Here is a 19,348-nt window from a genome sequence, read left to right on the forward strand (position 1 = left end):
GAAATATGAAATTCTATTTGCCTGTGGGCATCTTGTCCATGCGGCAACTTTTGCCTGATATGCAACCCTATTATATAAACCTATTATGGACTCTCAGTTCAATTTCTGATTCCATAAAGGATATACATATTTCAGCCAATTCCATTCAGCAAATAACATCATAGAATCTTTGAATTTATAAGAAACATTCGCTTTGCAGGTAATTCAGCAGGATACGATAAAGTAGGGGCGAATAAGGAATAGTTCAAACAAATATTGTGGAATAATTAAAAAAGAGAAATGGAAGAGAATTACTCTTTCCATTCGTAGATGTAGTTTGTTCTGTAGGTTCCTCCATTAGAATAGTAATAAAGTATTCTGAATGAACCTCCAAATGCATCTGCTCCCGGGGCATTTGCCTTGAATGTACCTTCTTTAATATCACCTGTTTGATCGCCCCATCCCATCTTGAAATATGCTCCGTACGTTTCATCTTCAAGGGAATACGAGCTTGAGGTTCCTCTGTCAACAGCTACATCAGCAAAGTCTATACCAATAGAACTTGTATCATAAAGCCCGAGATCGTCTGGTGCTATAAGTTCACCCTCTTTTCTGACATTGATAACGATTTCTTCTTCAGCAGCATAGAAGTCTTCTGGTTCATCACTGATGGTTCTGACCTGTACTGTTTCACCGTGATCTCCGGTGTTACTTGTCCAGACATTACCTCTCTCATAGTCGACATCGTATGAGTAGTAGTCATTTGTGCTGATTACTTTATCTCCGTAATCTTCAACTGTAACAAGGTACCATCCAGGTGTAACACCTGATGAAGCTGAGCTTGTTGTAGTCATTGATTCTCCTACTCTGGTTCCTGTCCATCCCCCGCTCCATGTTGAACTGTCTGAGCCGTATCTCCAGTTTCCTTCAAATGAATTCCCATCACTGCTGAGTTTAATTTCCACATCACCTGCATCGTTTGGTTCTGCGTATGAAGGGCTTTCAGACCATGTTCCTATGAATACATCGCCGTTCACAACACCTTCAAGTCTACCTGCATCGTGTGTGTACTCACCATATATCTTGCCGTCTGATTCCCAGAATTCCATGTCACCCCAGTTGGAAGACCATTCACCCACAAAGCTGTGCGATGTGCTTTCGGCTGTGAATCCGCTTTGCGGAGCTGGTGTTTCGTCACTTGTACCTGAGTTTCCGAAATCTGCTTTATGGCTGTCAACAGTTGCACCGTTCAGCAGATCAAATGGTTCTGAAACGGTTGCTCCGTCTATAATTTCAAAGTCTACTGATTCTTCAATGCCTGCGCCACTAATTACCACTCTGTAATCTCCGAGCGGCCAACCGTCATCCGGTTGTTCAAGAATGAAAGTTCCACGTCCAAAGTCTTCTCCGGTTTCAGACTCGAATGTGTAAATTGAATAATCAGATTCAAGGTAAATCCATTCCACACTTATTGTATCGTAATTGAAGTTGTCATAGATGAACCATGCATACAATTCTTCTGAGTCTTTTGAGTATTTGAGTACTTTATCAACAGGTATGAAGTTTACAGTTGATGAAGTCATCATCACTTCAAGGAGTCTTGGTTCTCCGCTGGCTGTCATGTCACCATATTTTTCAGTAACTGCATCCACTATCTGTTGTTCTTCCTCGGTCGCTCCGAAACTTCCGGGTTTGTAGGAGTCACTGATATCAGTACATCCTGAAAGTGCCACAATGCATATTGTGAGCATTGCTACTAATGCTATTAATTTTGTTTTCATTTTTTCCATCCAGCCTAAAATCTACAATATATTACGATATTATTATATAATTACATCAATCTCATTGGATTTCTTAATATTTAAATTTATTAGAATTGGACTGAACCTTATAATTAATAATCATGAATGTTAGCATCTGTGTTAGACTGGAGAAAATTTACTTGAGCAAATTCTAAAATTTGCTATATATCATTTTTACCAGCTGCTCTTCTCTGCTTGCATTGCCGTAGATGTATAATGCAATAAGCAGTAACCACAAATCAGTGAATAAACCAAATACTCCCAATAAAACAGCAATTATCTTTCCAATTAAAACGGCTTTCTCTGTTGCTTTAACATAATCCATAAACAATGAAAGAAAAGCCCTTAGTATTCTTCCTCCATCCATTGGGAATGCAGGAATCAGGTTGAAAAGCCCCATGAAAATATTGACGTATCCCAGAATAAAAAGCATCAATAATGTTGTATTTCCTTCTGTAAAGGATGCAGGGTTTAAAATATAATTCAAAACGAGAAGCAATACTCCAAGTATTATGCTTGAAAGCGGTCCTGCGGCTACAATTACCATTACCTTCAATGGCTCCTTAACCTCTCGATTCATGGAAGCGACTCCTCCAAGCAGATGGAGTCTTATCTCTTTAATACTTCCTCCGAATAGCAGACTGAAATATGAGTGTGCAAGTTCATGTACCAGTACGGATACAAAAAGCAGAATTGCAGTCAGCAATGAAAAAGCATATTTCATTATCTCAGGCTGGACACCTGCGAATCCAAATGGCTGTACATATGAAGAAAAGAACCATGCAAATAAAGGCAGTACAATTAGAAATGAAATGTCTATTTTTATAGGTATTCCAATAATTTTCCCAATTTTGTAAGCCTTACTCATTGTTTCCCCTGAATTTGTATATCATAAAACTCATTCACTCAGCAATTTAAGAATATCGTATTTGGTAACAACACCTGCAACCTGCCCTTTTTCCAGTACGAGTACTGCAGGATGTTTCTCAAGCATATAAGATGCTGTCTTAACATCAGTTCCCGGGGAAAGTGTCGGGAAGGAATCTCCCATAATATCACCTATTTTCATATGTGATACCTCAGATGCTTTTTTGTTAGCCATGGACCTGACGATCATCTCTTCAGATATACTGCCAACTGAAATTCCGTCCTTAATTACAGGTATCTGGGAAATATTGTATTTTTCCATGATGCTGACAGCTTTATCAATACTCTCGTTAGGATCAACAGAAATAAGCTCTCTGTTCATGATGTCCCTGAGGTATATGTCCTCTTTTTCGATATCATTAAAAACATCGATTATTTTCCTGAGAGTTGATAACCTGGGATCCACATCTCCTGCTTCTATTCTTGCAATAAGTGGCTGACTTACTCCTGCACGTTTTGCAAGGTCACTCTGCGTCAGGCCGAGATCAATCCTTTTCTGTTTCAGTTCATCTGGGGACGGCAATTGCATAGTTATTACTCATGGTAATTATCCTATTTAAAATCAATTCAGAAAAGAATACTGAAGAAAACAGTGAGTTTTAATTAAAAAGTAGAATAAGGATGAGTAAAATGAGGAAACAGGATTATTCTCCCATTCCTCCGGTCATTTCAAAAGTTTCACCGTTCTCGTCCGTCATAGTCATTTTTCCGTCCATGAATTTCATTTCTGACAGGACATTGCCATCCTCATCATAATAAGTCATGATGAAGCTTTCATCATCATCATTAATCGGAGTGTACATCTCCATTTTAGCTACTTCTCCATCTTCGGCGTTTATATCAGCAACCATGTGGCACATTTCTACTCCTTCTATGACTTCAGTACCTACAATTTCCATAACCATGCCTTCACCGGTGTTTGGATTGCTCATTGTGATGGTTGAACCTACAGGGCAGACTTCATCTTCTGAACCTTCTGTGTAGGTAATATCCACATCATTACCTTCTTCATCCTGAACAGTAATTGTCTCTTCTTTATCGCTACATCCGGATACTGCAAGGGACAGTACCAGCAACAAAATGAATATCATAAATTTATTTTTCATAATATACCACCTTTCTATTAGAACTAGCAAGTGTCGTAACTTAAATTTATCGTTTTGTCATTACATTCGTTATTACACTTTTTAGTTGAAAAGAGTGAACAGGCCAGCTATGTAGCCCACATAAACTCCAAGGATAACTCCACCTTCCCATCTTTCCAGTTTTTTCCCTGTGATACCAAAAATTATCAGAATCAGCATCAATGCGATCATTATCGGAAAATCATAATTCAATGACTGTGAAAGTATTGTGAGAGGTCTTATCTGCGAAGATGCTCCAAGGATGAGTGCAATGTCCATTGTATTGGCACCGAGTATGTTTCCTATTGATATGTCCTGATGTCCTTTTAAGGTAGCTGAAACTGCGGTAATTAATTCAGGAAGGGATGTTCCAAGTGCCACCAGTGTAAGAGCTATAATCATTTCAGGAATACCGAGCCATTCTGCAATGGTAATTCCCGCATCAACAAGTATTCTACTGCCGATTACTACAAATAACGCACCAGTTATGAAAAGAACAATATCTTTTTTTAAGTCACTTAGAGGCACTTTTTCCCTGAGCTCTTCATTACCGTCAAAGACTGCACGTTGAAGACGGAAATTATAATACATGAATCCAACGAACACAAGCAACAGGAGTATCCCGTCAAAAGAGCTTACCACACCATCATATGAAACTGCTAACAACAGCAAGGCAGAACCAATCATGAATCCGCCTTTGCGTGTAAAGCCATGAAGTTCTATAGGTATTGCCTTAATGGCAATTACCGTGCCAAGTACAAGTCCTATGTTACAGATTGCAGAACCGACTGCATTTCCTACAGTCATTTCAACGTGATCAAGATAGGCTGCCATGGCAGAAACTGTAAATTCCGGTGCAGTGGTTGCAAAGCTGACAATGGTAGCGCCAATTATTATTTTAGGGATGCCGCTTTTTTCAGAAATAGTTACGGCAGATTCCACAAACCAATCTGCTCCTTTTGTGATCATCACAAGGCTTACCAGCAATAATACAACCGTTACAAGCATGAGGGTCATTATATATTTCCATGTGATTTAAACATGAGTGAAAATAGTGATTAACCTGTAAATAAAAAAAGAAAATAAACAATAGCTTATACTATTGTTTTTACTGTTTTTTCCTACTACTAATCAGAGCAAGTCCCATAATGGCAAGCATTGGGGTAGCTATTGTAGGGAATTCCGGTATTTCGGTCTGTGATACAGGAAGTTCATTGTTGCTTTCTTCATTTGTTGCAGGGCCTGTTGAAGTTATAGCTCCCACTGCATCCATGTCAGCACCTTCGTATGAGCTACCAATATTAAGTCCTGTGTAGTCCACAATTTTGACGTAACTGTATTTTTCTCCGTATTTAACTCCCGCAACAGAGTCAATATCAAAGAAGCTTTTTCTGTTTCCGGTTCCTACCCTAATCCATTCATTTCCATCCACGCTGATAAATACCTCTACTATTTCCTGGGCAGAAGTTCCGGCTTCATAAACTACCAGATCGTCCTGTTCATCTCCTGAACATGTAAGAGCATTATCTGTAAATTTAAGAACCACAGAACCATAGGCTCCGAGACTCACGGATTTCCTGTCAGGAATTCCAAGTATCCGGCTGATGTTCCCATCTTCTGCACCACCATTTAATTGATATTCCACAATTTCATCTGCAAAAGAAGAGTCTCCTGAGCTAAACTCAACTCCACTGTAGGTTTGCCCTGATACTGTGCTCACCAGCATGCAGGAAATAATCATAGTACCAACTACCAATAACAAATTTTTTCCGTGTTTAATAAGTAACCACCTTCTAGTTTTACTGTGTACCAGAAATTAATTTTGACTGGCTAAAGTGATTACTGAACTATATTGTTCTTAAGCTTTGCTAAATTATTTTATTATAATTCAAAACAAATCTATGGTTAATTTGATAATATTTTCAAATCCAATATTCATTACTCCAGTCCAAGTACAGTAACCGCAGTTACGATCATTATTCCCAGTCCGACCATGCGCACTGAGTGTTTGATCATGCTCTGCTTTGCAAGTTTTCCAGAGTACACTCCAAGTACTGAGAGCACTGATATACTCAATACCACTGCCACTTCAAGTGAGTATTCGTCCAGAAGAAGGAAAGGAAGTATTGGTACCAATGAGCCGCAGAAACTTGCTCCGCCGTGGAATATGGAATCGCTCCATATTTTCTTTTTAGTTTCTTCTTCTATTTTTGTCCTGTTAAGACTTCGAAGAAGTGGTTTTTCCAGTTCTGCCAGTTTGCCAAACTCCACTGCACTTTCAGCAAGATATGATCCGACTCCGTTTGTGAGTGCCAGGGCAACAGCTCCTCCAAGTGCGGCATTAATAACAATTGCCGGGTCATCTGCCACATGTGATGTACCTATGACAACACCAAGAATAGCCAGTATGCCATCGATACTTCCTAATATAATGTAGCGCCCATGCTCGGTTTTCAATTTAAAACGTTTAAACTTTGAAATACTTTTGTAGTTCATAATTATCTTAAATCCTTATCAGACTATAGATACACACAAAGCTTTTTTTCTTTTTCGGACTATTTCAGGATACTGGCAAGGTTAAGCTTATAGCAGATGATAAAAATACACGACAGACAACTCACACAGGAATGGTCCGATGAAAGTTCACCCAAGATGTTCATATTGCCTGTTATCCCGGGTTCACCAGGAAGCAGAACTGTCAACTGATAACGAAGAGCTGATCCAGAAAGCAATTCTCGGAGGAATAAAAACGCTCAATTCACTCTATGAGCCGGGAATGCCTGCGGCAGAACTATCCACTCCCATGCACAGGAAAGCCTACGAAATTCTGGATGATAATGATCCGTACAAAAGCATGAAAGAACTCAGTAGCAAGACCGCTGAAAGGTTCATGCCTGTAATACGCTCTCATGTTTTCAACGGTGAAGGGGATGATATTGCTACATTTAAACGCGCAGTGCTTGCGGCAGTCATTGGTAACTATTTTGACTATGGTGTAATGGGTCTTGAAGTTCCTATTGATGTTTTCGATGAAACATTTAAGGACCACTTCGAGCGTGGCCTGGACATAGATGATACAGACAGGATGCTGGATAAACTCAGCAATGTTGTCTATCTTGCAGATAACTGTGGTGAGATTCTTATTGACACTCTTGTTTTTGAGATTATTAAAAAAATGGGCGGAAAAATCACTCTCGTTGTAAGGGGTGCACCAATACTCAACGATGTGACCATGGAAGAGATTGAGGAGTTTGGAATTGCAGACAAAGTCGACCGTGTTCTGACAACCGGGTCCAATGCAATAGGTGTTCGCCTTCAGGAAGCTCCTGAGGAACTTAAGGATGCACTGGACAATGCTTCACTTATCATCAGTAAAGGCATGGCAAATTACGAGACCATGTCAGAAGAGAGTTATAGACCAATCGCATATTTACTAAAGGTGAAGTGTGACCCGGTGGGAGAAGATATCGGGGCTCCAAAGGGCTGTTCTGTAGCCCGTTTATTTGAGTAAGCATTTAAAGAGGGAATAAGTATGTGTGAGCTAAAGGTCATCCTCATTGACGGTGAGAACCGTGATGTAGTTATGGAATCGGTAACAAGACTTGTTGTTGAAGGTGATTCCGTTACAGTCTACGGTATATTTGGAGAGAGCGAGACTGTAAAAGGGTCTGTAAAAGAGATCAATTTTGGAACTGGTGAAGCTACACTTCACAAATGATTTTAATATACATAAAAGACATTGTATATTTAAGTGAATTTAAGATTCCATTCACAATTATTGAGGTACTAATATTAAAATTAAGGACGAAAAGATAGGAAGGAACTAATATGTCAAAAGTAAAAGTTGCAATAAATGGATATGGTACAATTGGTAAACGTGTTGCTGATGCTGTTACCATGCAGGATGACATGGAAATAATAGGCATTGCAAAGACAAGACCAAATTATGAGGCTTTCGTTGCACATGACAAAGGTTACAATGTCTATACCTTAGCTGACAGGGTAGATGACATGAAGAAGGCAGGAATTCCTGCTGCAGGTTCAATCGATGACATGATCGCAGAAGCAGATGTCGTTGTTGACTGTACTCCAGGTGGAATCGGTGAAAAGAACAAGGCTCTTTATGAGAAAGCAGGCGTTAAGGCAATGTGGCAGGGCGGCGAGAAACATGAACTTGCAGGTTGCTCATTTAATGCTGAAGCTAATTATGAAGAAGCACTCGGCAGGGATTTTGTAAGAGTTGTTTCCTGTAATACAACAGGTCTGTGCAGGGTAATCTATCCTCTTGATCAGGAATATGGTGTAAAGAAGGTAAGAGTAACACTCATGAGAAGGTCTGCAGATCCAAATGATGTAAAGAACGGTCCTATTAATGCTATTGTTCCAAACCCAATCAAGCTCCCTTCACACCACGGTCCGGATGTAAAGTCCGTAATTCCACACATCAATATCACATCAACAGCTGTAAAACTTCCAACAACGCTTATGCACCTTCACACCCTGAACATCGAGATGGAAAAGGACTGCAGTACTGAAGATGTGAAGGCACTTCTTGCAAAACAGCCACGTGTAAGGATGATTGGACAGGGCATTGGTTCTACTGCTGAAATCATGGAGCTTGGAAAGGATATGGGACGTCCAAGAGGCGACATGTGGGAGAACTGTATCTGGGAAGAATCTGTTACGATGTATGAAGGTGAACTGTACTTCTTCCAGGCAATTCACCAGGAGTCTGATGTAATTCCAGAGAATGTCGATGCTATCCGTGCATTGACAGAGATCGAGACAGACGGTGCGAAGTCCATAGCAAAGACCAACAAGGCAATGGGACTTTAATTTCGTCACTACTTTACAGATTACATGCACTCCGGCAATGAATTCCTGGAACTGAGTGAAAGGATAGCAAAAGCAGTGCATGTGTCTGTCAGGGATATTGTCGGCACAGATGAGGCCGGCAAGATCCTTTACATGGGTGCCGATGGTACACCTACGAAACTCATTGATGACGTTTCGGAAAAAGCTATTTTTGAAGTTCTGGGAAAGGAAGACAGTCCTTTCAGAATTATCAGTGAAGAGGCCGGGGAGAAGATTGTAGGTCATTCTCCAGAGCTTCCTGATTTGACACTTATAATCGATCCGATAGACGGTACGTACAATGCCGTGCAGGGTATTCCTTTTTATAGTATTTCACTTGCCATAGCTTCAACTGACCTTAATGATATAATATTCGGGTATGTCCGAAATCTTGCCAATGGGGATACATTTTATGCAGAACATGGTAAAGGGGCTTATTTCAATGGGACAAAACTGAAAACATCCGATAATTCTGATATTCGGAAATTCTGTGTCAGTGTTTATGGTTACAGGCAAAATATTTCTGCTGCTTCATGCCTTTCTGGGAATGTGAGGCGAATCAGGTCACTGGGTAGTGTGGCACTTGAGTTGTGTTATGTTGCAGCAGGAAAAATTGATGCTTTTGCAGATGTCAGGGGTACCATGCGTATGACTGATATTGCGGCCGGTAAACTCATGATAGAGGAAGCCGGTGGAACTGTCACCGATGGGAACGGTTACCCTTTAAAGTTAGAAAACCAATTATTAAGCAGGGTTTGCGTGATAGCATCCAACGGACTTGCACATGATAGTATCTTAAAGCTTTCAACAGGGATAACAAATGAAGGTAAGTAAAATAGGTATTGTATCGCGATTTGACCAGCAGGATGCTCTTGATATGGTCAGGAAGATCTATGATGAGTTTAACTCAAAAGTGGAGATCTTCTTTTCACCAAAAACCGGTCAGCATCTGGGTATAACTGATAATTGTCTTCCGGTTGAGCAGATGCAGAATGCAGGTGTACAGCTTATCATCTCAGTTGGTGGTGATGGTACAGTGCTTCGCAACATTTCAAAGATGGAAGATCCTCTCCCGGTTCTGGGCATAAATCTGGGTACACTGGGTTTTCTGGTGGATGTTCCTCCTGAAGATGCTATTAAAGACATTGCTGATGTTCTTAAAGGTTTTAGTTACACGGAGCGTTCACGCCTGAGTGTTTATTTGAACGGTAAAAGGTTACAGGATGCAACAAATGAGATCGTTCTCATAACAGCAAGACCGGCAAAGATTCTTACTTTCAGGATTGCAGTTGATGAATCGGAAATTGAGGATATGAGGGCTGATGGTATTGTAGTTGCAACACCAACAGGTTCAACGGCTTATGCAATGAGTGCAGGAGGGCCAATTGTAGATCCACGAGTGGATGCATCAATAATTGTGCCAATTGCACCTTTTAAGCTTTCAGCAAGACCCTGGATAGTACCCGGTAACAGCAGTATTAAAGTTGAGATGACAATTCCTGAAAAGGAAGCTGCACTGGTAATTGATGGCCAGCATTCCTACAACATGGTGGAGAATGATCTTGTTACGGTTACAAGGGCTGAGAATCCTGCAAGGTTTGTGAGCAGCTCTATTAACGGGTTCTATGAAAAGGTGCAGAGTAAACTATCATGAGGTTTAAGATTGCGCAACCTTTAATGTGATTCCTGGTTTAAATGAAAATACACAAAATCAGCATAAAATTGCCTTCTAATTTCTTAATAAACATTGCTCTTGAACATTTGTGGAAAAAGAAGAAATTATCTTAAAAAACCTAACAGTTATATAATGGAACTGGAAATTGACCAGCAATCAAAGGAGTCAGATGCATGTCAGAAAATAAAGATTACTCAAGAAACAAGCTTATGGATTATTTGAACTTGCCACCTCTTGATATTGAGATATGTGATGTGACACTCAGGGACGGTGAGCAGACACCGGGAGTGGTCTTTACAAGGGAGGAAAAAATTGCCCTTGCTACAAAGCTTGACTCAGTTGGCGTTGATATTATAGAAGCAGGCTTCCCTGTTGTCTCAGCTGGTGAGAAAGAAATAGTCAAGGAAATAGCCAATATGGGTCTTAATTCCAGGACATGCTGTCTTTCAAGATCAAGGGTAAGTGATGTTGAAGTTGCTGTTGACTGTGATGTTGATTTTATCAGTATATTTATTGCAATGTCAGATCTTCACCTGAAACATAAATACCATAAAAGCTGCGAGGAAATGTTCTCTGCTGCAATGGAAGCTGTCCAGTATGCAAAGGACCATGGTGTTGGTGTGAGATTTGCAGCGGAAGACGGTACAAGAACTGATATTGAAGTTCTTAAAAAGGCATTCAAGGCCGCCGAAGAATACAAAGTTGATTATGTGAGTATTGCAGATACCATTGGTATTCTCAATCCCAGCAGTACATATTATCTTGTTAGTGAAATCAAAAAAGCTGTAAATACTCCTATCTGTATCCACTGTCACAATGATCTTGGAATGGCAACTGCAAATACTCTTGCTGCAGCGGAGGCGGGTGCAAAGCAGCTTCATACAACTGTAAATTCGATTGGTGAGCGTGCAGGTAATGCTTCGCTTGAAGAAGTTCTGGTTGCACTCAGGGTACAGTATGGAATTGACAGGTATGATACTACTAAACTGACAGAGCTGTCAGAAATGGTGAACCAGTATTCCGGGCTTAAACCTTCGGTTACCAAGGCGATTGTTGGTGAACATGCATTTTCACATGAATCAGGCATTCATGTTTGCGCTATTCTTGAAGAACCACGTACTTATGAACTGTTCAGTCCTGAAATGGTAGGTGGAAAACGCCATCTTATAGTGGGCAAACACACAGGTATGAAAGCCCTGAAAGGTATTGTTGAAGAAATGGGACATACGCTTTCCAATGAGGAACTTACCGTACTTCTTGACAGGATTAAGAACTGTACTGAAACCAAGCATGGAATTTCCCCTTCCAGGCTGGAAACTATGATCAATGAAACTAAAAATCAGTAAAAAGCATTAATAGTCAATTAATGCTTCATTTTTTCTACGGGAATTCTGGCCGACATCATTGTTGTTGTTAAACTCAATGTCGTCATCATCTTCATCCTCAAAATGTGAATCATCGTAATAATTCATTTCGTCGTTTTCCAGTAAGATGACATAATCAGCTGAATTTCTAAGAGCAGTGGAAAATCCCGGTTCAACGCCAAAAATGATTGTTTCTTTTCCATGTTCGTTGGCTTTGTTCAGAAGAGGTTTGAAATCTGCGTCCCTTGTTACAAGTGCCATTGTGTCAATAGTGGGATTGTAGACGAGTTCCATTCCTTCTACAGCAAGCCTTACGTCCACATCGCTTGAACATATGATTGGTTCAAATCCGTTGTTCTCAATTGCTTCCACAAGTTTGTCAGATGCGTACTGGTTCAGGAATACTCTCCCAATTTTAACATTTCCGTATTCTTTCAGTACATCCCTGATCTCTTCTAGATTTACGTTGAACTCCTTTCGGAGCACGTTAGGACCGTCAACAAGAAGCCCGATACTTCTTCTTCCGGTTTCCTTTTTTGTACTAAGATATTTGACTATTGAATTAAGTCCGGTTTTAACATTGGCCATGATGCCTCGCTATAATTGTAATATGAATGATTATGAGTAATGCTCGTTATCGGAAGATCATTTTCCGATAATTTATGGTAATATATACCAGGTTGATATTGGTAATTTATAACTGTTAATAATGGGGATAACATCTAATAGAATATAATAATTACTGATGTGGCCATATGATGGCACTGTTGAATATAAGTTTACTAAAGTGTTATCCGCTTTGCAGCAAGAGGCAGATCTTAATTATCTATAATCTCCGCCAGATAATGCTTTTTGATACTTGACCGCGACCTTCTTTCATCACCAAGGATGAAGTAGTTTACAAACCTCCCACTCATTCTTTTTCTTGTAAAAAGAATTTCACCGCCATCTTTTATAAACGTATCCATCACTTCTTCAAACTGGGCTTTTTCCATATCAGAAAGTTCAATAAGACTTTCACCATCCAGAAGCCAGTTGTAGACTCTGAGCAGGTGGACTTCCCTCACTCTTTTCAGGCCATCGGTATCTTTAAAATCATCTACATATACAGATCTTTTAAGTTCAGGTGACCAGCCGGCAAGCTTTTCCTGCATGTCAATAAATTGAATGGGTATTGTCTCACCTTCTTCAGGTCTTGGAAAAACCCTGGCAAGGTGTGAGGCTGCAGCCAACAGTATCACCTTCTGTAATATGTGTCATTGTAGTTATATCGATTTTGTGCTCTCTTTATCCTGCTTCCCATGAGAAGTCCCACAAGGGCTCCACTAAGATGTGCCGTGTGAGCAACCATGTCATTTGACCCAAGCAGGAGGAAGTCTAAGAGTATGAAGAGTATCAGTGCATGTGTGATCTGCATCGGAATGAAATATACATATACTCTTATATCCGGTGCTATGAGCGCAAGCGCTGCAAATATTCCCATAATTGCACCACTGGCACCTACTACTGGTGTATAAGGACTACTGCTGGTTAAAGTATATGCAATAGCAGCTACCAAGCCTGCGGTGAAATACACGTAAAGGAATATTTTCTTACCGGCTCTTCTTTCCATTTCCGGTCCGAAAAAGAACAGTACAAGCATGTTGAAGAAAAGGTGAGTGAAACCGGAATGCACAAACATATGTGTTACAAGTGTCCAAGGCCTTTGTAATACAAATGCCGGTACAAGCTGTAATAGCTGCATGTATCCTGATATGAATATCTGCAGGATAAACGAGAAAATACACAGGTAAATGATGGCCATTGCAGGACTGTTTTTCATGGAATACTTTATATTACTTCCAACTCCTCTGACTGCGCTCCTGGCCGCATATTTAGCAGTGCTTTTTAAAGCATCCTTAAATATGTCATCGGTACTGTCAGTTCCATAAGCAGAACTTCCGTTGCTATATCCTTCTTTTTTTAGCTGTTCAAGGCCTTCGCATGCATGTTGCTCAGGTAGTCTGTGTCTTGAACAAAATGTTTTTCCGCAAAAACGACATTTAAAGGGTATTGCCTCTTCCTTGCCACATATCCAGCATTTTTTGTCCAAATGATTCACCGTGATTAAATGCTCCTTCATGGTAGAACGGCATTAAATAAAACCATTTCCTAAAAATACGCGATAGTAGGGCATTGGTATGTCAAGAATAATCGTGACAGTTATCGGAACACTTATATGTTAAAATCGTATATTGTTGTCACTTATTACTCATATGTACGTATATATCTTTTTGACCGGACTCATGATGTGAAACATTGAATGAATGGTAACAAATAATCATGATAGATTCCGGAAACTTTTTTATAGGGGATGGTGTTATTAGAACATCCTACACTACAGTTTCAAAAATATTACGAATTTAGAGATAATTCATAATAAATCATAAAATAGTGTTTTTTAGTAGCACTTCGACATCTACAAAGGAGGACAAAACAAACATGAGCGACTTAGAAGCTGGACAATTTTCTATTGATGATTTGGAAAATGTTCAGATTACAATCGGTAAGATCGTAGGTGCCATTGAGAAAAAGGCAAAAGAAGAAGGGGTTGAGGTAGGTCCAACTCCAAAGCCGGGCATCTCAGGTCTGAGAGACTGGGACTACACACTTCTGTCCCGTTACCAGCCAGTTTACACACCAGTCTGTGACCAGTGTTGTTACTGTACCTTTGGTAAATGTGACCTTTCAAACAACAAGGAAGGTGCATGTGGTATCAACATGGAAGCACACCAGGCACGTGAGACACTTCTCAGGGTAATTACCGGTGCTGCAGCACACGCAGGACACGGACGTCACATCCTTCACCACCTGATTCATCTTTATGGTGAGGACAAGCCAATAGAAGTTGGTCCATCAAACCTGATTGCACCAAATACACAGGCTGTAACAGGTATTAAGCCAGAGACGCTTGGTGACCTTGAAGAAGTAATGGACTATGTTGAGGAACAGCTCACACAGTTGCTCGCAACCATCCACGCAGGTCAGGAAGGAGCAGCAATCGATTTCGAGTCAAAGATTCTCCACGGTGGTATGCTTGACCACGTAGGTATGGAAGTATCCGACCTTGCACAGATATCATGTCTTGGAATGCCAAAGTCAGATCCTGAGGCTCCCCTTGTAGAGATTGGAATGGGTTGCATTGACTCAAGCAAACCGGTGCTTGTTGTTATCGGTCACAATGTAGCAGGTGTTACTAACATTATGGATTACATACACGACCACGGTCTTGAAGACAAGATGGAGCTTGCAGGACTTTGCTGTACTGCAATTGACATGACACGTTACCAGACAGATCAGGGCCAGAAACCACAGGCTAAGGTCATCGGTACCCTTGCAAAGGAACTCAAGATGATAAGGTCCGGTGTGCCTGATGTTATTGTTGTTGACGAACAGTGTGTCAGGGCAGATGTCCTCGATGAGGCAAAGAAGCTCTCTATTCCTGTAATCACCACTAACGAAAAGATTATGTACGGTCTGCGTAACAGGTCAAACGACAGTGCTGCAGATATCATTGAAGACCTTTCAACTTTCAAAGAGCCAGGAGCACTTATTCTTGACTTCGATGTACTCGGAGAAGTTGCACCTGAACTTGCTATCAAGATGTCAAAGATACGCGAGGAAATGGGTATCAAGGCACTTCCAGGCGATGACGAACTTCAGGAACTTTCCGCAAAGTGTGTCCAGTGTGGCGCTTGTGAGATGGATTGTCCTGACAACCTCCCGATCATGGAGGCAATGAGAGCAGGTGTTGACAAGGACTTCAGCAAGTTTGAGTACCTGCATGACAAGTGTATTGCCTGCGGACGCTGTGACCAGGCATGTCCAAAGGATATTCCTGTACTTAATATGATAGAGAAGGCATCCCAGAAACTCATCCGTGAGGAGAAGGGCCTTATGCGTGCAGGAAGAGGTCAGATTAGTGACCCTGAAATCCGTGAGGAAGGTGTCAACCTTGTACTGGGAACAACACCAGGTATTGTTGCAATGGTAGGGTGTTCCAACTATCCTGATGGTACAAGAGACCTTTACACAGTAGCAGATGAGATGCTCAAGAGGAACTACATCGTTGTAATGTCAGGATGTTCTGCAATGGACCTTGGTATGTACAAGAACGAAGACGGTGAGACTCTCTATGAGAAGTATCCTGCAAAGTTCCTTGCCGGTAACCTCATTAACGTAGGTTCATGTGTTTCAAACTCGCACATCACAGGAACAGCAATTAAGGTAGCTGCTATTTTTGCTCAGAGGAACGTTTCAGGTAACTACGAAGAAATTGCTGATTACATCACAAACCGTATCGGTGCTGTTGGTGTTGCATGGGGAGCATACTCCCAGAAGGCAGCATCCATTGCATCAGGATGTAACAGACTCGGTATTCCTGTAGTAGTTGGACCACACGGTTCCAAGTACAGAAGAGCTCTTATTGGTAAACCTTACCAGGAAGATGACTGGAAGGTATACGATGCAAGAGACGGTTCGGAGATGCCAATTCCTGCAGCACCAGAGTTCCTGCTTACAACAGCAGAATCCATTGAAGAGCTGCTCCCAATGCTTGCAAAGAACTGTATCCGTCCATCCGATAACAACATGGGTAGGATGATCAAACTCACTCACTACATGGAACTAAGCCAGAAGTATCTCGGTCACAGGCCTGACGACTGGTACAAGTTTGTAAGGACAGAGACAGACCTTCCGCTTGCAAAGCGTGAAGAGCTTCTTAAGATCCTTGAGGCAGACCATGGATGGGAGATTGACTGGAAGCGTAAGAAGATCCTTTCAGGACCAACAATGAAATCCGATGTTTCATCCCAGCCTACAAATGTAAAGAGACTCTGCAAGGGGGAATGCTAAATGGTGGATACAACTAAAAACACCCAGATATATGCAACATGGGGACGAAATGTAGCAAAACCTGTCAACCCAAATGTAGCAGGAAAGCTTATTACCAAGGCTAAGAGACCTCTTATGGTAGTAGGATCTGAGATCCTGAAAGATGAGAAACTTGTCGAGAAAACAATTGCAATTGCAAGAAAGGGTGTTCCGGTAGCAGCTACCGGACATTCCATCACTGCACTTGTTGACAAGGACATCGGTGCAAAATATATCAATGTCCACTCACTTGGCCACTTCCTTGGTGACAAGAACTGGGGCGGTCTTGACGGGCAGGGTTCCTATGATACAATTCTTTTTATCGGTCACAAAAAGTACTATCTTAATCAGGTACTTGCCGGTATCAAGAACTTCACAGATCTGAAGACCATAGCTATCGAGAGAAATTTCATGCAGAATGCAACACTGTCTTTCGGAAATCTTAAACCGGAAGTCTATCTCGAGGCGCTTGACGAATTTATTGATAATTTATAATTTAACTTTAAGGTGACAATACGGAGAACTAATCATGGCAGATGAATTCCCTTTTGAAATATCTCCTATGTTTGAAGGAGAGAGGATTAGAAAAGACGGTATGCACGTGGAACTCGGTGGACCTAAATCCAAAGGATTTGAGCTTGTAAGAGCAGCTGAGATGAGCGAAGTTGAGGATAACAAGTTCACACTTATCGGTCCGGACCTTTCAGACATGGAAGAAGGTTCAAGATATCCTCTTGCAATGGTCTACAAGATCGCAGGAGAGCTTGTAGAAGCTGATCTTGAGTCAATTGTTGAAAGAAGGAACCACGAATTCCAGAACTATATACAGGGTTTCATGCACCTTAACCAGAGAGACGATGTCTGGATGAGGGTAAGCAAGGACGCTGTTGCAAAGGGCATGACATCCTTCGAGTCCGTTGCAAAGGCTATTATGATGCTCTTTAAGAACGAGCTTCCATTCATAGAGGCTGTAGAGGCTATCTACATCACAGATGAAGCTGAGATCGACAAGGAGATCGACAACGCAAGAGCAGTCTACAAGGCAAGGGATGAAAGGACCCGTGACCTTCATGATGAGGATGTCGACACATTCTACGGATGTACCCTTTGTGCATCATTCGCTCCTACCAATGTTTGTGTAGTTACCCCTGACAGGATCTCACTTTGTGGTGCTATCAACTGGTTCGATGGAAGGGCAGCTGCAAAGGTAGACCCTGAAGGTCCTCAGTTTGCAATTCCAAAGGGAGATGTCATTGACGCAGAATCCGGAGAATACACCGGTGTCAATGAAGCAGCAAAGAGACTTTCAAGCGGTGAATATGACCGTATAAAGCTCCACTCATTCTTTGAATACCCACACACATCCTGTGGATGCTTCGAAGTAGTAGGTTTCTACATACCAGAAGTAGACGGTATCGGATGGGTAGACAGGGACTTTGCAGGTACAGCACCAAATGGTCTCCAGTTCTCAACCATGGCAGGACAGACCGGTGGAGGTAAGCAGGTAGTAGGTTTCCTTGGAATCGGTGTTAATTACTTCCGTTCACCAAAGTTCATCGAAGCTGATGGTGGCTGGGACAGAGTTGTATGGATGCCAAAGATGCTCAAGGACAAGGTACTTAACGATATTCCTGAAGAGATGCGTGACATGGTTGCAACCGAAGAGGATGCGGCAGATGTAGAGAGTCTCAGAAACTTCCTCAAGGAAAAGAATCACCCAATTCTTGAGAGATGGGTAGAGGAAGAAGAGGAAGCACCGGAAGAGGAAGAAGCAGCTGAATCAGCTCCACAGGCTGGATTTGCACCACAGATGCAGATGCCAACCAACTTCATGCCTTCCATGCCAATGATGAGCGGCGGTGGATCCGGCGGTGTTAAGATCGTCCTTAAGAATGCAAAAGTAAGCATTGAGAAAGTTATCATTAAGAAACAGGACTAAGAGAGGTCTTCTGTGGCTAAGATAATTGCAGTGACAGGTAAAGGCGGAACAGGGAAGACGGCAACGACCAGTCTTCTCATTCGTCAACTTACAAAGGGTGACAAGGTAGTCCTTGCCGTTGATGCGGACCCTGATACCAATCTCCCGGAAACTCTCGGGTGTGATACCACCAAAACAATTGGTGACATAAAAGAGTACATGCATGAGGAACGTGATAACCTTCCTCCTGACATCAACAAGGAATCCATACTGGAAGGAAAACTCTATGAGATCCTTGAAGAAATGCCAGGATATGACCTGCTGGTCATGGGAAGGCCTGAAGGTTCTGGATGCTACTGTTATGTTAACAACCTGCTTCGTGGTATCATGAACAAGCTTGTAACAAACTATGACGTACTCATCATCGATGCTGAAGCCGGTCTGGAACATTTCAGCAGGAAAATCTTCAGGAACGTAGATGATCTTGTGGTTGTTACAGATGGTTCACGCAGGGGTCTTAGGACTGCTGAGCGTATCAGGGAACTTGTTAACGAGCTGGAAACCGATGTTTCCAACATTTACGTTATTGCAAATAAGGTCACAGATGCAAACCGTGAGAGGATCTCCAGTACTGCTGAAGAACTCGGTCTTGAATTAATAGGAATGATCCCTGTGGATGAGATGATCGTGGAAAGAGATCTCGCCGGGGAACCTTTATTTGATCTTCCTGACGATTCCGTTGCAGTACAGGAAGTTGAGAAGATCGCTCAGAAACTTGGTTTGTAACAAATTTA

20 protein-coding genes are annotated in these 19,348 nt (G+C 41.5%); 10 read left to right on the forward strand and 10 right to left on the reverse strand.

Annotated elements, in window-relative coordinates; all coding sequences use genetic code 11:
- Positions 1–290: 290 nt before the first annotated feature.
- The 7 genes from V7O61_RS05745 to V7O61_RS05775 all read right to left on the reverse strand — a co-directional run bounded on the left by V7O61_RS05745 (position 291) and on the right by V7O61_RS05775 (position 6,328).
- Positions 291–1,760 (reverse strand): hypothetical protein, encoded by a 1,470-nt coding sequence (locus tag V7O61_RS05745; protein ID WP_288069245.1) that lies wholly within the window; start codon positions 1,758–1,760, stop codon positions 291–293.
- A 172-nt stretch (positions 1,761–1,932) separates the two neighbouring features.
- Positions 1,933–2,649: a M50 family metallopeptidase gene (locus V7O61_RS05750; protein WP_288069244.1), complete on the reverse strand. Its 717-nt coding sequence runs from the start codon at positions 2,647–2,649 to the stop codon at positions 1,933–1,935.
- A gap of 30 nt (positions 2,650–2,679) precedes the next feature.
- Positions 2,680–3,237, reverse strand: coding sequence for a CBS domain-containing protein (locus V7O61_RS05755; protein ID WP_023844008.1), 558 nt, complete (start codon positions 3,235–3,237; stop codon positions 2,680–2,682).
- A 115-nt stretch (positions 3,238–3,352) separates the two neighbouring features.
- Positions 3,353–3,814 carry a hypothetical protein gene (locus tag V7O61_RS05760; RefSeq protein ID WP_023844007.1) on the reverse strand — a complete coding sequence of 154 codons (462 nt, stop codon included), beginning with the start codon at positions 3,812–3,814 and terminating at the stop codon, positions 3,353–3,355.
- An 81-nt stretch (positions 3,815–3,895) separates the two neighbouring features.
- Positions 3,896–4,849, reverse strand: a complete 954-nt coding sequence (locus V7O61_RS05765) for a calcium/sodium antiporter (protein WP_342766012.1) — start codon at positions 4,847–4,849, stop codon at positions 3,896–3,898.
- A gap of 91 nt (positions 4,850–4,940) precedes the next feature.
- Complete coding sequence (locus V7O61_RS05770) at positions 4,941–5,573, reverse strand: hypothetical protein (RefSeq protein WP_407282453.1); 633 nt, start codon at positions 5,571–5,573, stop codon at positions 4,941–4,943.
- Between the two features lie 197 nt (positions 5,574–5,770).
- On the reverse strand, positions 5,771–6,328 hold the full coding sequence (locus V7O61_RS05775; RefSeq protein WP_023844004.1) for a VIT1/CCC1 transporter family protein: 558 nt from the start codon (positions 6,326–6,328) through the stop codon (positions 5,771–5,773).
- A gap of 139 nt (positions 6,329–6,467) precedes the next feature.
- Between V7O61_RS05775 and V7O61_RS05780 the strand changes: the two genes are divergently transcribed.
- The 6 genes from V7O61_RS05780 (at position 6,468) to V7O61_RS05805 (ending at position 11,707) form a co-directional block, all read left to right on the forward strand.
- Positions 6,468–7,343, forward strand: coding sequence for a DUF89 domain-containing protein (locus V7O61_RS05780; protein WP_023844003.1), 876 nt, complete (start codon positions 6,468–6,470; stop codon positions 7,341–7,343).
- A gap of 21 nt (positions 7,344–7,364) precedes the next feature.
- The gene (locus V7O61_RS05785; protein WP_407282452.1) at positions 7,365–7,550 is read left to right on the forward strand and encodes a CooT family nickel-binding protein; all 186 of its coding nucleotides are present in this window, start codon (positions 7,365–7,367) and stop codon (positions 7,548–7,550) included.
- A 110-nt stretch (positions 7,551–7,660) separates the two neighbouring features.
- The gene (locus V7O61_RS05790) at positions 7,661–8,668 is read left to right on the forward strand and encodes a type II glyceraldehyde-3-phosphate dehydrogenase (protein ID WP_288069234.1); all 1,008 of its coding nucleotides are present in this window, start codon (positions 7,661–7,663) and stop codon (positions 8,666–8,668) included.
- Between the two features lie 24 nt (positions 8,669–8,692).
- Positions 8,693–9,520: a bifunctional fructose-bisphosphatase/inositol-phosphate phosphatase gene (locus V7O61_RS05795; protein WP_407282451.1), complete on the forward strand. Its 828-nt coding sequence runs from the start codon at positions 8,693–8,695 to the stop codon at positions 9,518–9,520.
- Positions 9,507–10,340, forward strand: coding sequence for an NAD(+)/NADH kinase (locus V7O61_RS05800; RefSeq protein ID WP_288069230.1), 834 nt, complete (start codon positions 9,507–9,509; stop codon positions 10,338–10,340). Before V7O61_RS05795 ends, V7O61_RS05800 begins: the two co-directional genes overlap by 14 nt.
- Positions 10,341–10,534: 194 nt before the next feature.
- Positions 10,535–11,707 carry a homocitrate synthase family protein gene (locus V7O61_RS05805; protein WP_407282450.1) on the forward strand — a complete coding sequence of 391 codons (1,173 nt, stop codon included), beginning with the start codon at positions 10,535–10,537 and terminating at the stop codon, positions 11,705–11,707.
- Between the two features lie 6 nt (positions 11,708–11,713).
- Here V7O61_RS05805 and V7O61_RS05810 read toward each other — a convergent pair whose 3' ends face one another.
- From V7O61_RS05810 to V7O61_RS05820, 3 genes are all read right to left on the reverse strand, one after another.
- Positions 11,714–12,313 (reverse strand): TIGR00288 family NYN domain-containing protein, encoded by a 600-nt coding sequence (locus V7O61_RS05810; RefSeq protein ID WP_288069226.1) that lies wholly within the window; start codon positions 12,311–12,313, stop codon positions 11,714–11,716.
- A 230-nt stretch (positions 12,314–12,543) separates the two neighbouring features.
- Positions 12,544–12,957 carry a hypothetical protein gene (locus tag V7O61_RS05815; protein WP_288069225.1) on the reverse strand — a complete coding sequence of 138 codons (414 nt, stop codon included), beginning with the start codon at positions 12,955–12,957 and terminating at the stop codon, positions 12,544–12,546.
- 5 nt (positions 12,958–12,962) lie between these two features.
- Positions 12,963–13,826: a rhomboid family intramembrane serine protease gene (locus V7O61_RS05820; protein ID WP_407282449.1), complete on the reverse strand. Its 864-nt coding sequence runs from the start codon at positions 13,824–13,826 to the stop codon at positions 12,963–12,965.
- A gap of 380 nt (positions 13,827–14,206) precedes the next feature.
- On the opposite strand from V7O61_RS05820, the gene cdhA reads away from it, so the two are divergent.
- The 4 genes from cdhA to V7O61_RS05840 are packed head-to-tail and all read left to right on the forward strand — an operon-like array spanning position 14,207 to position 19,340.
- Complete coding sequence (cdhA, locus tag V7O61_RS05825; RefSeq protein WP_407282448.1) at positions 14,207–16,618, forward strand: CO dehydrogenase/acetyl-CoA synthase complex subunit alpha; 2,412 nt, start codon at positions 14,207–14,209, stop codon at positions 16,616–16,618.
- On the forward strand, positions 16,619–17,131 hold the full coding sequence (gene cdhB / locus V7O61_RS05830; RefSeq protein WP_023843992.1) for a CO dehydrogenase/acetyl-CoA synthase complex subunit epsilon: 513 nt from the start codon (positions 16,619–16,621) through the stop codon (positions 17,129–17,131). It abuts the gene before it with no gap.
- Between the two features lie 34 nt (positions 17,132–17,165).
- Positions 17,166–18,575, forward strand: a complete 1,410-nt coding sequence (gene cdhC, locus V7O61_RS05835; RefSeq protein ID WP_023843991.1) for a CO dehydrogenase/CO-methylating acetyl-CoA synthase complex subunit beta — start codon at positions 17,166–17,168, stop codon at positions 18,573–18,575.
- Between the two features lie 12 nt (positions 18,576–18,587).
- A complete protein-coding gene (locus tag V7O61_RS05840) occupies positions 18,588–19,340 on the forward strand; it encodes an AAA family ATPase (RefSeq protein WP_023843990.1) in 753 nt (250 codons plus the stop codon).
- The last annotated feature ends 8 nt before the right edge of the window (positions 19,341–19,348 follow it).

The organism is Methanolobus sp. WCC1 (genome assembly GCF_045690315.1).
In the GTDB taxonomy this organism is placed as follows: domain Archaea; phylum Halobacteriota; class Methanosarcinia; order Methanosarcinales; family Methanosarcinaceae; genus Methanolobus; species Methanolobus tindarius.

Excerpts from the sequence above, each read along its gene's own strand:
- V7O61_RS05750 (WP_288069244.1), bottom strand. The coding sequence starts at position 2,649 with ATGAGTAAGGCTTACAAAATTGGGAAAATTATTGGAATACCTATAAAA.
- V7O61_RS05745 (WP_288069245.1), bottom strand. The coding sequence starts at position 1,760 with ATGAAAACAAAATTAATAGCATTAGTAGCAATGCTCACAATATGCATT.
- V7O61_RS05770 (WP_407282453.1), bottom strand. The coding sequence starts at position 5,573 with ATGATTATTTCCTGCATGCTGGTGAGCACAGTATCAGGGCAAACCTAC.
- V7O61_RS05795 (WP_407282451.1), top strand. The coding sequence starts at position 8,693 with ATGCACTCCGGCAATGAATTCCTGGAACTGAGTGAAAGGATAGCAAAA.
- V7O61_RS05765 (WP_342766012.1), bottom strand. The coding sequence starts at position 4,849 with ATGACCCTCATGCTTGTAACGGTTGTATTATTGCTGGTAAGCCTTGTG.
- V7O61_RS05790 (WP_288069234.1), top strand. The coding sequence starts at position 7,661 with ATGTCAAAAGTAAAAGTTGCAATAAATGGATATGGTACAATTGGTAAA.
- cdhB (WP_023843992.1), top strand. The coding sequence starts at position 16,619 with ATGGTGGATACAACTAAAAACACCCAGATATATGCAACATGGGGACGA.
- V7O61_RS05800 (WP_288069230.1), top strand. The coding sequence starts at position 9,507 with ATGAAGGTAAGTAAAATAGGTATTGTATCGCGATTTGACCAGCAGGAT.
- V7O61_RS05810 (WP_288069226.1), bottom strand. The coding sequence starts at position 12,313 with ATGGCCAATGTTAAAACCGGACTTAATTCAATAGTCAAATATCTTAGT.
- V7O61_RS05775 (WP_023844004.1), bottom strand. The coding sequence starts at position 6,328 with ATGAACTACAAAAGTATTTCAAAGTTTAAACGTTTTAAATTGAAAACC.
- V7O61_RS05785 (WP_407282452.1), top strand. The coding sequence starts at position 7,365 with ATGTGTGAGCTAAAGGTCATCCTCATTGACGGTGAGAACCGTGATGTA.
- V7O61_RS05760 (WP_023844007.1), bottom strand. The coding sequence starts at position 3,814 with ATGAAAAATAAATTTATGATATTCATTTTGTTGCTGGTACTGTCCCTT.
- cdhA (WP_407282448.1), top strand. The coding sequence starts at position 14,207 with ATGAGCGACTTAGAAGCTGGACAATTTTCTATTGATGATTTGGAAAAT.
- V7O61_RS05755 (WP_023844008.1), bottom strand. The coding sequence starts at position 3,237 with ATGCAATTGCCGTCCCCAGATGAACTGAAACAGAAAAGGATTGATCTC.
- V7O61_RS05780 (WP_023844003.1), top strand. The coding sequence starts at position 6,468 with ATGAAAGTTCACCCAAGATGTTCATATTGCCTGTTATCCCGGGTTCAC.
- V7O61_RS05805 (WP_407282450.1), top strand. The coding sequence starts at position 10,535 with ATGTCAGAAAATAAAGATTACTCAAGAAACAAGCTTATGGATTATTTG.
- cdhC (WP_023843991.1), top strand. The coding sequence starts at position 17,166 with ATGGCAGATGAATTCCCTTTTGAAATATCTCCTATGTTTGAAGGAGAG.